The organism is Hydrogenophaga sp. (assembly GCF_019635465.1).
GTDB lineage: Bacteria > Pseudomonadota > Gammaproteobacteria > Burkholderiales > Burkholderiaceae_C > Hydrogenophaga.
Genome location: NZ_JAHBZK010000009.1, coordinates 24,780 through 39,758, shown reverse-complemented (window position 1 = coordinate 39,758; position 14,979 = coordinate 24,780). Strand labels below are relative to the sequence as shown.

The window sequence follows — 14,979 nt, the reverse complement described above, 5'->3', positions numbered from 1 at the left end:
ACCATCAGGCCGTCAGCCCTCTGGGCCTTCAAGTCGCCGCTTCGAGCCCGCTGGCAAAGTGCTCGCGCATGCGTTGGCGCGTCAATGGGGCATCGCCTGCTTGCAGTGCGCTCAGGATGGCCCGGTGCTCGGCCAGTGATTCTTCGATGCGCCCCTGCTTGAACAGGGAGTTGTGGCGGTTGAGTTTCATGACCTTGCGCAGGTCGCTCACCATCTGCATGCGCCAGCGGTTGTCTGCCAGCTCCAGCACCCGCAGGTGAAAACGCTCGTTGACGGCGAAGAAGCGGTCGCGCTCGCCCTGGGCGGCTTCGAGTTCGTTGTGCAGTTCGACCAGTTCGGCCACATCGGCGGGACGGCCGTTGACCGCCACTTCGCCAGCGGCGTCGGATTCGAGCAGCGACAGCAGGTGGTAGACGTCGCGCAGGTCCTTCTCGGACACTTCGGTCACGTAGGCGCCGCGGCGAACCTTCATGGTCACCAGGCCCTCGGCCGCCAGGACTTTCAACGCTTCGCGCAGTGGTGTGCGGCTGATGCCGTACTCTTCGGCGAGACGCAGTTCGTCGATCCAGCTGCCCGGCTCCAGCTCGCGCTTGAAGATGCGCTGGCGCAGCAGCTCCGCCACTTCTTCGTACAGCGCACGAGGGGCGAGTGAGGCGGAGGAGGGTTCGGAGGCGATCGTCATCGGGGCGGTGAGGTGTCTGAGGGCAGACGCTGCGATGGCGCCAGGCGGCTGGGCATTGTAAGCCGGGCGAAGAATTTTGCATCAATAATTATGAATCATGTAAACTCCGCGTCGCTTTCACGCCGCGCCCTGCGCACCCTTTGCGTCTTTCGCGCCCCCACACCATGAGCTCATCACCCGATCAATTCGCGCGTCCGACCCTGGCCGACTGGACGAAGGCCGCCGTCAAGTCCGCGCCCGGCGGACAGCTGGATGCGCTGACCTGGACCACACCGGACGGCATCGCCGTCAAACCGATCTACACCGCAGCGGACCTCCAGGGCCTGCCATACACCGACACCTTGCCCGGTTTCGAGCCCTTCATTCGCGGTCCGCAGGCCACGATGTATGCGGTTCGCCCATGGACGATCCGCCAGTACGCCGGTTTCTCGACGGCCGAAGAAAGCAACGCCTTCTACCGCAAGGCGCTGGCTGCGGGCGCGCAGGGCGTGAGCGTGGCCTTTGACCTGGCCACCCACCGGGGCTACGACAGCGACCACCCGCGGGTGACCGGTGACGTGGGCAAAGCGGGCGTGGCCATCGACAGCGTGGCCGACATGAAGGTCCTCTTCGACGGCATTCCACTCGACAAGGTCAGCGTGAGCATGACCATGAACGGCGCGGTGCTGCCGGTGCTGGCCGGCTACGTGGTGGCGGCCGAAGAGCAGGGCGTGGCGCAAGACCAGCTCAGCGGGACCATCCAGAACGACATCCTCAAGGAGTTCATGGTCCGCAACACCTACATCTTTCCGCCCGAGCCGAGCATGCGGATCATCGGCGACATCATCGAGTACACGGCGCAGCACATGCCCAAGTTCAACTCGATCAGCATTTCGGGCTATCACATGCAGGAGGCGGGTGCCAACCAGGCGCTCGAGCTGGCCTTCACCCTGGCCGATGGCAAGGAGTACGTGAAGACCGCCATGGCCAAGGGGTTGGACGTGGACGCTTTCGCCGGGCGGCTGTCGTTCTTCTGGGCGATCGGCATGAACTTCTACCTCGAGATCGCCAAGATGCGCGCCGCCCGCTTGCTGTGGTGCCGCATCATGAAGGGCTTCGGGGCCAAAAATCCTAAGAGCCTGATGCTGCGCACCCATTGCCAGACCTCGGGCTGGAGCCTGACCGAGCAGGACCCCTACAACAACGTGGTGCGCACCACCATCGAGGCCATGGCCGCGGTGTTCGGTGGCACGCAAAGCCTGCACACCAACGCGCTGGACGAAGCCATCGCACTGCCCACCGAGTTCAGCGCCCGCATCGCACGCAACACGCAGCTCATCATTCAGGAAGAGACCCACATCACGAACGTGATCGATCCCTGGGCGGGCTCCTACATGATGGAGAAGCTCACGCAGGACATGGCCGACGCCGCCTGGGCCATCATCGAAGAGGTCGACGCCATGGGGGGCATGACCCGCGCCGTCGACAGCGGCTGGGCCAAGCTCAAGATCGAGGCCGCCGCGGCCGAGAAGCAGGCCCGCATCGACTCCGGCAAGGACGTCATCGTCGGCGTCAACAAGTACAAGCTCAAGAACGAAGACCCGGTCGAGATTCTCGATATCGACAACGTCAAGGTGCGCGAGCAGCAGGTGGCCCGCCTGGCGTCGGTGCGCGCCGCGCGCGATGCCAAGGCGGTGCAGGCTGCGCTGGACGCACTGACGGCGGCCGCCGAATCCGGTCAGGGCAACCTGCTGGACCTGTCCATCCGCGCCGTCCGCCTGCGCGCTACCGTGGGGGAGATCAGTGATGCGTTGGAAAAATCCTTCGGCCGCCACCGCGCCGACACCCAGAAGGTGACCGGCGTGTACGCCGCCGCCTACGACAGTGCCGAGGGCTGGGCGCAACTGCAGAAAGAGATCGCCGAGTTCGGGGACCAACAGGGTCGCCGCCCACGCGTGATGATCGCCAAGCTCGGGCAGGACGGCCACGACCGCGGCGCCAAGGTGGTGGCCACGGCCTTTGCCGACCTGGGCTTCGACGTCGACATGGGGCCGCTGTTCCAGACGCCTGAGGAATGCGCACGCCAGGCCATCGAGAACGACGTGCACGCGGTGGGCGTGAGCACCCTGGCCGCTGGGCACAAGACCCTGGTGCCTGCCATCATCAGCGAGCTGAAGAAGCAGGGCGCCAACGACATCGTGGTGTTCGTGGGTGGCGTGATTCCGCGCCAGGACTACGACTTCCTCTACGAGGCCGGCGTCAAAGGCATTTACGGGCCGGGCACGCCGATTCCGGCGAGCGCCAAGGACGTGCTCGAGCAGATCCGCAAGGCCGTTGCCTGAACCGCACCGTGACGCCAGAAGCGCTTCTCGACGGCATTGTGAACGGCCAGGCCATGGCGCAGCGGCGTGCCATGGCCAAGGCCATCACTTTGCTGGAGTCGTCCCGCGCGGATCACCGTGCGCAGGGCGACGAGTTGCTGACGGCGCTGCTGCCGCACACCGGCCGCTCGTTCCGGCTGGGTTTGTCGGGCGTGCCGGGCGTGGGCAAGAGCACCTTCATCGAAGCACTGGGCCTGCACCTCATTGCCCTGGGTCACCGAGTGGCGGTGCTGACCATCGACCCATCCAGCAGCGTGTCCGGTGGCTCCATCCTGGGCGACAAGACCCGCATGGAGCAGTTGTCCATGGACGAGCGCGCGTTCATCCGCCCCAGCCCCAGCGGCGGCACGCTGGGGGGCGTGGCCGAGAAGACGCGCGAAGCCCTGCTGGTGTGCGAAGCCGCGGGCTACGACGTGGTCATCGTTGAAACCGTGGGCGTCGGCCAGAGCGAGACGGCCGTGGCGGCCATGACGGATTGCTTCGTGCTGCTGCAACTGCCGAATGCGGGCGACGATTTGCAGGCCATCAAGAAGGGCGTGATGGAGATCGCCGACCTGGTGGTGATCAACAAGGCCGACATCGATGCCGACGCGGCGACGCGCGCGCGGGCCATGATCACCTCGGCCCTGCGCCTGCTCGGCCAGCACGGTCGACCCGAGCACGCGGCCCACGACACCACGCACTGGCACCCGACCGTGCTTCAGCTCAGTGCGCTCAAGGCACAGGGCATCGACGACTTCTGGCACGAGCTGCAGCGCTTTCAGCAATTGCAGACCCGCAACGGCGAACTGGCTGCGCGCCGCCAGCGCCAGGCGCGGGCCTGGATGTGGGAGCGCATCGACGCCGGCCTGAAGCAGCGCTTTCGCGCCCACCCTGATGTGCGCGCCGCACTCGACGACACCACCCACCGCGTGCTCGAGGGGCAATTGCCCGCCAGCACCGCCGCGCGCCAACTGCTCGCGCTGTTCCACTGATCACCCCGGAGAACCCCTATGCAAGACATCCTGCAACAGCTCGAAGAAAAACGCGCCCGGGCCCGCCTGGGCGGCGGAGAGAAACGCATCGACGCGCAACACGCCAAGGGCAAGCTCACCGCGCGCGAGCGTCTGGAAGTGCTGCTTGACGAAGGCACGTTCGAAGAATGGGACATGTTCGTTGAGCACCGCTGTACCGACTTCGGCATGCAGGACAACAAGATCCCCGGCGACGGCGTGGTCACCGGCTACGGCATGATCAATGGCCGCCTGGTGTTTGTTTTCAGCCAGGACTTCACCGTGTTTGGCGGGGCGCTGTCCGAGGCCCACGCAGAGAAGATCTGCAAGGTGATGGACCAGGCCATGAAGGTGGGGGCGCCGGTGATCGGCTTGAACGACTCCGGCGGTGCGCGCATTCAGGAAGGCGTGGCCTCGCTCGGCGGCTACGCCGAGGTGTTCCAGCGCAACGTCATGGCCAGCGGCGTGGTGCCGCAGATCAGCATGATCATGGGGCCGAGCGCGGGCGGTGCGGTGTACTCGCCGGCCATGACCGACTTCATCTTCATGGTGAAGGACTCCAGCTACATGTTCGTCACCGGCCCCGAGGTGGTGAAGACCGTGACGCACGAAGAAGTAACGGCCGAGGAACTGGGCGGTGCCACCACGCACACCACCAAGAGCGGCGTGGCCGACCTGGCGTTCGACAACGACGTCGAGGCGTTGCTGATGCTGCGCCGGCTCTTCAACTACCTGCCGCTCAACAACCGCGAGAAGGCGCCCGTTCGACCCAGCGGCGACCCTATCGAGCGCATGGATCTGAGTCTGGACACGCTGGTGCCGGACAACCCCAACAAGCCGTACGACATGAAGGAGCTGATCCTCAAGATTGTCGACGACGGCGACTTCTTCGAGCTGCAGCCCGAGTACGCCAAGAACATCCTGATCGGCTTTGCGCGCATGGACGGCCAGACGGTGGGCATCGTGGCCAACCAGCCGCTGGTGCTGGCCGGTTGCCTGGACATCAAGAGCTCCATCAAGGCGGCGCGCTTCGTGCGGTTTTGCGACTGCTTCAACATCCCGGTGGTGACCTTTGTGGACGTGCCCGGCTTCATGCCCGGCACCAGCCAGGAGTACGGCGGCATCATCAAGCACGGCGCCAAGCTGTTGTACGCGTACGCAGAGTGCACGGTGCCCAAGATCACCGTCATCACACGCAAGGCCTATGGCGGCGCTTACGACGTGATGGCCTCCAAGCATTTGCGTGGCGACGTGAACTTTGCCTGGCCCAACGCGGAGATTGCCGTGATGGGCGCCAAGGGCGCGGTGGAAATCATCTTCCGCGAAGAGAAGAAAGACCCGGCCAAGCTGGCGCAGCGCGAGGCTGAGTACAAGGCCCGCTTCGCCAACCCCTTCGTGGCGGGTGCTCGCGGCTTCATCGACGACGTGATCCTGCCCCACGAAACCCGCAAACGCATCGCCCGCTCGCTGGTGATGCTCAAGGACAAGCAGCTTGAGAACCCGTGGCGCAAGCACGGCAACATTCCTTTGTGACGTTCTGCGTTTGGCGTTGAGTGTTCAGCGAACGCACTCCGCCAACGTGCATGTACGCCCAACTATCAACGCACAACGCTAAACGACCATGTTCAAGAAGATCCTGATTGCCAACCGCGGCGAGATCGCCTGCCGTGTGATCGCCACCGCCAAGAAGCTGGGCATTGCCACCGTTGCGGTCTACTCCGACGCCGACAAGGAAGCGCGCCACGTTCAGGTGGCCGACGAGTCGGTGCGCCTGGGTCCGCCGCCCTCGCGTGAGAGTTACCTGCTGGGCGACGCCATCATTGCGGCGGCCAAGGACACGGGGGCCGAAGCCATTCACCCCGGCTACGGCTTCCTGTCGGAGAACGAAGATTTCGCGCGCAAGGTGGAGGAGGCCGGGCTGGTCTTCATCGGCCCCAAGCACTACTCGATCGCCGCGATGGGCGACAAGATCGCGTCGAAGAAGCTGGCCAACGACGCCAAGGTCAGCACCATTCCGGGCCACAACGAACCCATCCAGTCGCCCGACGAGGCGGTGCAGATCGCGCAGAAGATCGGCTACCCGGTGATGATCAAGGCCAGCGCTGGCGGCGGTGGCAAGGGCTTGCGTGTGGCCTTCAACGACAAGGAATGCCACGAGGGCTTCAGCAGCTGCCGCAACGAGGCGCGCAACAGCTTTGGTGACGACCGCGTCTTCATGGAGAAGTTCGTCCAGGAGCCACGCCACATCGAGATCCAGGTGCTGGGCGATGGCCACGGCAATGTGATCTATCTCAATGAGCGCGAATGCTCCATCCAGCGCCGGCACCAGAAAGTCATTGAAGAGGCACCTTCGCCCTTCATCAGCGAAGCCACGCGCAAGGCCATGGGCGAGCAGGCGGTGGCGCTGGCCAAGGCTGTGAAGTACCAGAGCGCCGGCACCGTGGAGTTCGTGGTCGGCAAGGAGCAGGACTTCTACTTCCTGGAGATGAACACCCGGCTGCAGGTGGAACACCCGGTCACCGAGTGCATCACCGGCCTGGACCTGGTGGAGCTCATGATCCGTGTGGCCGCTGGTGAGAAGCTGCCGCTGACCCAGGCCGACGTCAAGCGCGAAGGCTGGGCGATCGAGTGCCGCATCAACGCCGAAGACCCGTTCCGCAACTTCCTGCCCAGCACCGGCCGGCTGGTGCGGTTCACGCCGCCGGCGCAGACCATGTGGCAGGCCGACACCACGCAACGCTTCGGCGTGCGGGTGGACACCGGCGTGCAGGACGGTGGCGAGATCCCGATGTTCTACGACTCGATGATCGCCAAGCTCATCGTGCACGGAAAGGACCGCAACGACGCCATCGCCAAGATGCGCGAGGCGCTCAATGGTTTCGTGATTCGTGGCGTGCAAAGCAACATCCCGTTCCAGGCGGCGCTGCTGGCCCACCCGAAGTTCGTGACCGGCCAGTTCAACACCGGGTTCATTGCCGAGCACTATGCCCAGGGCTTTCGCGCCGAGGACGTGCCGCACGACGACCCCGACTTCCTTATTGCGTTGGCGGCCTTCGTGCGCCGCAAGAGCCGCGAGCGCGCCGCCGGGCTGAGCGGGCAGTTGCCCGGCTTTGGCGTGAAGGTGGGCCTGGACTACACCGTGATCGTGCTCGACAAGGCCGGCCAGCACCGCCAGGTGCCTGTGCACGTGGACGAAATCACCGGTCAGATCGGCGCGGCCGTGGTGCTGGTCGGTGACAAGCGCTACGCCATCCAGAGCCCGTCGCGACTCAACGACGTGGTGATCACCGGCATCTGCAATGCCGAGCCTTTCACCGCGCAGCTCGAGCGCGGCACGCCCCGCAATCCGCTGGCACTGGTGGTGCAACACAACGGCACCCGCATCGAGGCCATGGTGGTGTCGCCGCGCATGGCCGAGCTGCATGCACTGATGCCGTTCAAGGCGCCGCCCGACATGAGCAAGTTCGTGTTGTCGCCCATGCCGGGCCTGCTGGTGCAGGTGGCGGTGCAGCCGGGTCAGAAGGTGCAGGCGGGCGAACGCGTTGCCGTGATCGAGGCCATGAAGATGGAAAACGTGCTGTTTGCGTCGGCCGATGGTGTGGTCGCCAAGGTGCTGGCAGAGCAGGGCGCGTCGCTGACGGTGGACCAGCCCATCGTCGCGTTTGAATGAACGCCCCACAGGAGACCCGCATGTCACGACCCTTTCGCGTCCTCGGTGTGCAGCAGATCGCCATCGGCGGCCCCGACAAGCAGCGCCTGCAAACCCTGTGGGTGGACATGCTGGGCCTTGAAGTGACCGGCACATTTCGCAGCGAGCGCGAGAACGTCGACGAAGACATCTGCGCCATCGGCACCGGCCCGTTCAAGGTCGAGGTCGATCTGATGCAGCCCCTGGACCCGGACAAGAAGCCGGCGGTGCACGCCACGCCACTCAATCACATCGGTTTGTGGATCGACGACCTGCCGACGGCCGTGCAGTGGCTCTCGGACAAGGGCGTGCGGTTTGCACCCGGCGGCATCCGCAAGGGTGCGGCGGGCTTCGACATCACCTTTTTGCACCCCAAGGCCAACGACGAGTTTCCAATTGCCGGTGAGGGAGTGCTGATCGAACTGGTCCAGGCGCCCGCCGAGGTGGTCAAGGCGTTTGACGCCCTGGCCGCGGCTACTCGGTGATCATGTAGGTCTTGGTCAGCGCTTCCAGGACCTCGAACTCGCCCTCGAAGCCGGGCGGTATGTAGATCGCCTCGCCGGGGCCGGCTTCTTCAAATCCGCCTTGAGCGTCGTGCACCCGGCAGCGGCCGCTGAGCACGGTGAACAGCTCGCGCTCGGTGGCCCCCATGGCGATGCGCCAGTGCCCGGGCTCGCAGTGCCAGACGCCGCAGTAGCTGCGGCCCGCGGTCAATTCGTCGTCGACCAGATTCCAGGTCTGGCGGCGGGGATTGCCCTGAATCAGACGCTCGGGGCGCGGGTGGTCGACCTCGGGTTTTCCCTCGGGAGTTTGGGTCAGCTTGATCAAACGGGTGCTCGGTTTCATCCCCCGATTCTGGCCGCTGGGCTGCGACAGCGACGAGCAGGGTGGTGTTTGGGCGTTTGTTCGGCGCTTTGGACCCTGAGCCTGCGCGGGACACTGTGCCATCGCCGGAGGGTTCAATCCGGCCAGGAGCGCGCCATGTCCACCGCCCTCGATTCACCGCCTGCAAGTCACCCTGTCTTTGCTCTCGATCCGCTTCACGACGAGTTGCTGGAACGCTTTGCGCTGGGCATGTCGCGCCGCGGCATCTGCCTGAGCCGCACCCTCATGTGCTCGGACCCGCGCTATGCGGTGGTTCAGCTGGCCCAGGCGCAGACCCTGCTGGACCCGGAACTCAACAGCCTGGCCGTGGCGCTGTTCCAGGCGTTTCAGGCGCAGCGATCGGGGCTACCGTCCATCCATTGACGGAAATCCCCCACTCAAGACTTCGCATAGAGGGTCGATGAGGCCCCGAACAGAACACCTTCGTGTGCGTTGGAGCCGTAGATGAGACTACTTGCCGTTCTTTCCCCCGCCATCTGGGCCATGCGCCGTTTGCGCATGGGCACCAAGCTGGCCGTCACCGCCGCCACCTTGCTGATTCCACTGGTGTTGGTGGCCAGCTCCCTGCTGTCCAACATCTCCCAGGGCGCACAAATCGTGCATGACGAAGAGCAAGGCGCCCGCATGGTGGTGGAATTGGGTCAGCTGGTGTCTGCTGCGCAGCAGCATCGCGGCCGCACCAACATGCTGCTCAAGGGCGACGCGCAATCCAGGGAGGCTCTCGAGAAGATCCGGGCCACCGCCAAACAGCATGCCGACGCGCTGGACGCGCTGGTGCTCGCACGCCCCGATTTCAAGCTCGCTGATGAGTGGCGTTCGCTGCGTCGCCAGATCGACGACTTGCCACAAACGGCCGGGCAGAGTGCCGAAGCGGCGTTCGAGCTGCACTCGGCACTGATCGAAGACCTGACGCGCTTTGTCTACACCGTGGGTGACCGCTCGGGGCTGTTGTTTGACCCGGAGCCCGCCAGCTACTTCCTGATGGACATGCTGGTGTCGCGCGTGATCCCCTGGACCGAAGCGCTGGGACAGATGCGTGGCAATGGCGCTGGCCTGCTGGCCCAGGGAAGTCCTGCGCCCGAGGCCGTCAGTGCCCTGATGTACCAATCCAAGCGGCTCGAGGCGCGCCTGCACGACCTGCGCTTTGCGATGACTTTCATCGAAGCGCACGACGAAGGCAGCCCGACGGGACCTGCCGCCATCGAGGCGTCCCGAAAGTTCGAGCAGGTGGTCCGTCAGGCCTTCGAGCAGCCCGGCAGCATCACGCCGAGTGCGTACTTCGACGCCGGCACCGAGGCCATTGCCGCCGTGGCGGCCTATCAGGCCGATGCCAACCAACGCCTGGGCAATGAGCTCGCCATGCGCCTGTCCAGCCTTGAGCGCCAGCGCACCATCGCCGTGATTGCCATGACGCTGGGCTTGACGCTGCTGTGCTACTTCATGCTGGGCTTCTACGTGAGCTTCATGGCCGACCTGCGCGAGGTGGTCAAGGCCATGCGCGAGACCGCCAGCGGCAACCTGCGGGCCCATGCACGGCGCCGCAGCCGCGACGAACTGGGCGAGGTGGCCGGTCTGCTACAGGTCCTGATCACCAACACCTCCGCCATGGTGGCCAACATCCGCAGCAGCTCGGCGCTGGTGGCGCACGCGGGGCGTCGTCTGGCCGAAGGCAATACCGAACTGGCCGACCGCACCGAGCGGCAGGCGGCCAGCCTGGAGCAGACCGCAGCCAGCGTGCAGGAACTCACCGGTACCGTGGCGCAGAACGCGCAGACGGCGCGCGAGTCCGACGGTCAGGCCGCGCGCGTGCGTGGTGTGGCCGAGTCCGGTCAGCAGGCCATGCAGGAGGCGGTGTCCACCGTTGAAGGCATCCAGCGCCAGGCGCAGCAGATGAACGACATCATCGGCGTGATCGACAACCTCTCTTTCCAGACCAACATCCTGGCGCTCAACGCCGCGGTCGAGGCCGCGCGCGCCGGCGAGCAGGGGCGGGGCTTTGCGGTGGTGGCCAACGAGGTGCGCTCATTGGCGCAACGCTCGGCGTCGTCGGCGCGCGAAATCCGCACCCTGATCGAATCGTCCAGCCAGCAGGTCGAGACGGGCGCCAACCGCATCCGTCAGGCCGGCCAGAACATCGGCGACATCGTCGATGGCGTGCGCGTCGTGGCGTCGCACATGTCGGAGATCTCGACGGCCAGCGCCGAACAGAGCACCGGTCTGGTCGAGATTTCGGCCGCGGTGACACAGCTTGAGACGATCACCCAGAGCAACGCCCAGATGGTGGAGCGCGCGGTGCGTCAATCGCAATTGCTCGAGCAACGGGCGGTGGAACTGTCCAGCGCTGTGTCGTCGTTCCATTTGCAGCAGGGAACAGCCGACGAGGCGCACCAGATGGTCAAGCGCGCCATTGGCCTGCACCGCGAGCTGGGCCGCGAGCGCTTCCTGCAACGGGTCACCGACCCGGCCGGTGGCATGCACGACCGCGACATGTACGTCTTCGCGCTGGACGCCAAAGGCAACTACCTGGCCTTCGGCGGCAAACCCGAGAAGGTGGGCTCGCGCGTGCAGGACATCGTCGGCGTCGACGGCGAAGGCCTGCTGCGTTCCATCATCGAGCAGGCCGACGTAGACAGCGGCTGGGTGGAGTACGACATCGTCAACCCGTCCAGCGGCAAGGTTCAGCAGAAGATGTCCTACGTGACCAAGCTCGGCGACTTGTACGTCGGTTGTGGGGTCTACAAGTCGGTTGAGCTGTTGGAGGTGAGCTGAGGCCGCCGGCTGCCGGGGCGACGGCGCTCAGCTGCGCTCGCTTCGGCGGGCGCGGGCGCGGGCCAGCGCCGCCTCGATGACCGCGCGCTTGCGGTCCAGCTCGGCAGGTTCGGTGAGGCGGGAGGCCGCGGCCACATCGGCCAGTTTGGCCTCGGCTTTCGCTTCCAGGCGATCCTCGTGCTCGATCTTCTCGCGCGCCAGGCGCAACTGGCGTGCGCCGTAGCGCGCCTTGCCCATCGCGGCCTGGGCGGGTGACCAGCCGTCCCAGCCCGTGCGCTCGCCACTGACGTTGTCCAGCGAAATGCAATCGACCGGGCAGACGGGGATGCACAGCTCGCACCCCGTGCACCAGGGTTCGATCACCGTGTGCATGCGCTTGTTGGTGCCGACGATGGCGTCGGTGGGGCAGGCCTTGATGCACAGCGTGCAGCCGATGCACCAGTCTTCGTCGATCACCGCCACCGTGACCGGGCCCTCGATGCCGTGGTGCGGATCGAGCGGCACTACCGGCTGCCCAGTGATGATGGCCAGCCGGGCAACGCCCTCAACACCCCCGGGCGGACACTGGTTGATGCCGGCCTCGTTGCGCGCAACCGCCTGCGCGTAGCTGGCGCAATCGGGGTAACCGCAACGTTGGCATTGGGTCTGGGGCAGGGCGTCGTCGATGCGACGGGCGAGTTCGTTCATGCCGCGAGCACCGGCCGGGGCCGGCGCGAGGGTCAACTCCGGGGGGTGCTGGTGCGGCTGCGTGCCGAGGTGCGCTTGCGGGCAGGCGCAGTCTCTGGCTTGGGTTCGTGCTCGGCGATGAACTGCTTGACGACCGGGTAGACCATTTCGCGCCAGCGCCGGCCGCTGAAGATGCCGTAGTGGCCAGCACCCTTGGCCTCGTAGTGCTTGCTGTGGGCCTTGGGAATGCCGGTGCACAGGTCGTGCGCAGCTGCGGTCTGACCGGAGCCGGAGATGTCGTCGAGCTCGCCTTCGACCGTCAGCAGGCCGACGCCGCGGATGTCCTGCGGGCGCACCCGCTCGACCTTGCCGCGTTCGCTCTTGACCTCCCAGGTGCCGTGGACCAGGTTGAAGTCCTGGAAGACGGTGCGGATGGTCTCAAGGTAGTAGTCGGCGTCCATGTCGAGCACGGCGTTGTACTCGTCGTAGAACTTGCGGTGCGCCTCGGCGCTTTCGTTGTCGCCGCGGATCAGGTCCTCGAAGTAGTCGTAGTGGCTCTTGGCATGGCGATCCGGATTCATGGCCACAAAGCCGCTGTGCTGCAGGAAGCCCGGGTAGACGCGGCGCCCCGCGCCCGGGAATTTGTCAGGCACCCGGTAGATGACGTTGTTCTCGAACCATTCGTGGCTGCGCTGCATGGCCAGGTTGTTGACCGCCGTGGGGGATTTGCGCGCGTCGATGGGGCCACCCATCATGGTCATGGACAGGGGCAGTTTCTCCTTGCGGCTGGCCATCAGCGAAATGGCGGCCAGCACGGGGACTGTCGGCTGACAAACGCTCATCACGTGGCAATTGCCGTAGGTGCCCTGCAGATACCGGATGAAGGACTGGACGTAGTTGATGTAGTCGTCGAGATGGAACTCGCCTTCTGCCATGGGGACCAGGCGGGCGTTCTTCCAGTCGGTGATGTAGACCTTGTGGTCGCCGAGCAGCGTTCGCACGGTGTCGCGCAGCAGCGTGGCGTAGTGGCCCGACAGCGGCGCCACGACCAGCACCACCGGTTGCACCTTGAGCTTGGTCAGCGTGTCGGGGTCGTCGGAGAAGCGCTTGAAGCGGCGCAACTCGCAGAAGGGCTTGTCGATCTCAACACGCTCGTGGATGGCCACGTCGATGCCGTCGACGTTGACGGTGCGCAAACCGAATTCGGGCTTCTCGTAGTCTTTGCCCAACCGATGCATCAGGTCGTAGGCGGCCGAGATGCGCTGTGCCAGCGGCAATTGGGCGAATGGCAGCACAGGGTTGGTGAACATGCGCGAAGCCACTTCTGCCAGATCGGAGAAGGGCTCCATGAGCGATCGCTGCGTTTCGTATAACTGGTAGAGCATGGGGATCAGGCTTTCGTCATGTTGCGGTGCAATGTAGCAGGGTGAGCCGAATCCCGAGTCCGGGAGAACACCCAGAAATGGTGCGCATCTGTCGCCTTTGCGTACGCAGGCGGCCAAATGCGCGGCCACTGGGCCCATTCATCGCTTGATTGCGCCCCAAAGCGGGCATGAAAAAGGCCGCCCAGTGGCGGCCTTCCAGGGTGGTGCACGGGATCAGATCACCGCGGCAATGGCCTTGCAGACGTGGTCGATGTTCTTGCTGTTGAGCGCAGCCACGCACATGCGACCGGTGTCGGTGCCATACACCCCGAATTCGCTGCGCAGGCGCACCATCTGCTCTTTGCTCAGCCCCGAGTAGCTGAACATGCCGATCTGTTCGGTGATGAAGCCCATGTCCTGCTTGACGCCTGCGGCCTTGAGCCCATCGACCAGGCGTTGCCGCATGGCTTTGATGCGCACCCGCATCTCGCCCAGCTCCTTCTCCCACAGCGCGCGAAGTTCCGGCGTGTTGAGCACGGCCGCCACCACGGCGCCCCCGTGCGTGGGCGGGTTGGAGTAGTTGGTGCGGATGACGATCTTGAGCTGCGACAGCACCCGGTCGGCCTCGGCCTTGTCGCCGCACAGCACAGACAGCGCTCCCACGCGTTCGCCATACAGGCTGAAGCTCTTGGAGAACGAGGTCGACACCAGGAACAGCAACCCGGCGGCCACAAACTTGGCAATGACGGCGCCGTCTTCGGCAATGCCATGGCCGAACCCCTGGTAGGCCATGTCCAGGAAGGGCGTCAGTTCGCGCTCCTTGACGACGGCCACGACTTCGTCCCATTGCGCAGGCGTGATGTCGTAGCCCGTGGGGTTGTGGCAGCAGGCGTGCAGCACCACGATGGTGCCGGCCTCAGCGGCGCGCAAGCTGGCCAGCATGCCGGCGAAATCAACACCGCGTCGCGTGGCGTCGTAGTAGGTGTAGGTCGACACCTCAAAGCCGGCGCTGCTGAACAACGCGCGGTGGTTCTCCCAGCTGGGGTCGCTGATCAGCACCTTGGCCTTGGGGTTGAGCTTCTTCAGGAAGTCCGCGCCGATCTTGAGGCCGCCAGTGCCGCCCAACGCCTGAACCGCGGCCACGCGCCCACTCTTGACGGGCTCGCTCTCGGTGCCGAAAACCAGACCTTTGACCGCGGCGTCGTAGGCCGCGATGCCGTCGATCGGGAGGTAGCCACGTGCTGTCGGTTTTTCCATCATGGCCTTTTCGGCCGCCTGCACACACTGCAGGAGCGGCAATTTGCCGTTGTCGTCGAAGTACACGCCGACACCGAGATTGACCTTGCTCGGGTTGTTGTCGGCGGCAAACTGTTCGTTCAGACCCAGGATCGGATCACGGGGGGCGAGTTCGACAGAAGAGAAGAGGGACATGGGGGCTGTGGCCGGGGGTTGGAGCGAAGTCGGAATTCTATGACGCGCCCAATCGTCTTTTCGGTACATCAGGCTGCGCCTTCATTCGTCGCTCCGTCCATCCACGGCGGCACACAAATGCCACAGGTGTGCGGAAATGCAT

The 14,979-nt window shown here is 65.2% G+C and carries 12 protein-coding genes; 7 read left to right on the top strand and 5 right to left on the bottom strand.

All coding sequences use genetic code 11. The annotated features are described in order from the left end of the window. Window positions 1–28: 28 nt before the first annotated feature. Complete coding sequence (locus KF871_RS09785) at window positions 29–682, bottom strand: GntR family transcriptional regulator (protein WP_291141365.1); 654 nt, start codon at window positions 680–682, stop codon at window positions 29–31. Between the two features lie 164 nt (window positions 683–846). On the opposite strand from KF871_RS09785, the gene scpA reads away from it, so the two are divergent. The 5 genes from scpA (at window position 847) to KF871_RS09760 (ending at window position 8,207) form a co-directional block, all read left to right on the top strand. Next, window positions 847–3,003: a methylmalonyl-CoA mutase gene (gene scpA / locus KF871_RS09780; RefSeq protein ID WP_291141363.1), complete on the top strand. Its 2,157-nt coding sequence runs from the start codon at window positions 847–849 to the stop codon at window positions 3,001–3,003. An 8-nt stretch (window positions 3,004–3,011) separates the two neighbouring features. Next, on the top strand, window positions 3,012–4,016 hold the full coding sequence (gene meaB / locus KF871_RS09775) for a methylmalonyl Co-A mutase-associated GTPase MeaB (protein ID WP_291141361.1): 1,005 nt from the start codon (window positions 3,012–3,014) through the stop codon (window positions 4,014–4,016). An 18-nt stretch (window positions 4,017–4,034) separates the two neighbouring features. Further along, a complete protein-coding gene (locus tag KF871_RS09770; protein ID WP_291141359.1) occupies window positions 4,035–5,567 on the top strand; it encodes an acyl-CoA carboxylase subunit beta in 1,533 nt (510 codons plus the stop codon). An 88-nt stretch (window positions 5,568–5,655) separates the two neighbouring features. Next, the gene (locus KF871_RS09765; RefSeq protein WP_291141356.1) at window positions 5,656–7,704 is read left to right on the top strand and encodes an acetyl/propionyl/methylcrotonyl-CoA carboxylase subunit alpha; all 2,049 of its coding nucleotides are present in this window, start codon (window positions 5,656–5,658) and stop codon (window positions 7,702–7,704) included. A 20-nt stretch (window positions 7,705–7,724) separates the two neighbouring features. Next, the gene (locus KF871_RS09760) at window positions 7,725–8,207 is read left to right on the top strand and encodes a VOC family protein (protein WP_291141353.1); all 483 of its coding nucleotides are present in this window, start codon (window positions 7,725–7,727) and stop codon (window positions 8,205–8,207) included. Here the strand turns inward: KF871_RS09760 and KF871_RS09755 are convergent. Then, window positions 8,197–8,568, bottom strand: coding sequence for a cupin domain-containing protein (locus KF871_RS09755; RefSeq protein WP_291141350.1), 372 nt, complete (start codon window positions 8,566–8,568; stop codon window positions 8,197–8,199). The two genes, KF871_RS09760 and KF871_RS09755, sit on opposite strands and share 11 nt — an antisense overlap. 135 nt (window positions 8,569–8,703) lie before the next feature. Between KF871_RS09755 and KF871_RS09750 the strand changes: the two genes are divergently transcribed. Both KF871_RS09750 and KF871_RS09745 read left to right on the top strand, forming a co-directional pair. Then, complete coding sequence (locus tag KF871_RS09750; RefSeq protein ID WP_291141348.1) at window positions 8,704–8,970, top strand: hypothetical protein; 267 nt, start codon at window positions 8,704–8,706, stop codon at window positions 8,968–8,970. Window positions 8,971–9,051: 81 nt separating this feature from the next. After that, window positions 9,052–11,376, top strand: a complete 2,325-nt coding sequence (locus KF871_RS09745; RefSeq protein WP_291141345.1) for a methyl-accepting chemotaxis protein — start codon at window positions 9,052–9,054, stop codon at window positions 11,374–11,376. A 27-nt stretch (window positions 11,377–11,403) separates the two neighbouring features. Here the strand turns inward: KF871_RS09745 and rsxB are convergent, their stop codons facing one another. The 3 genes from rsxB to KF871_RS09730 all read right to left on the bottom strand — a co-directional run bounded on the left by rsxB (window position 11,404) and on the right by KF871_RS09730 (window position 14,837). Further along, window positions 11,404–12,063 carry an electron transport complex subunit RsxB gene (rsxB, locus tag KF871_RS09740; protein WP_291141342.1) on the bottom strand — a complete coding sequence of 220 codons (660 nt, stop codon included), beginning with the start codon at window positions 12,061–12,063 and terminating at the stop codon, window positions 11,404–11,406. A gap of 32 nt (window positions 12,064–12,095) precedes the next feature. After that, on the bottom strand, window positions 12,096–13,427 hold the full coding sequence (locus KF871_RS09735; RefSeq protein WP_291141340.1) for a polyhydroxyalkanoate depolymerase: 1,332 nt from the start codon (window positions 13,425–13,427) through the stop codon (window positions 12,096–12,098). 213 nt (window positions 13,428–13,640) lie between these two features. After that, entirely contained in the window at window positions 13,641–14,837 is a 1,197-nt protein-coding gene (locus KF871_RS09730; RefSeq protein ID WP_291141337.1) for an amino acid aminotransferase, read from the bottom strand. Window positions 14,838–14,979: the final 142 nt, after the last annotated feature.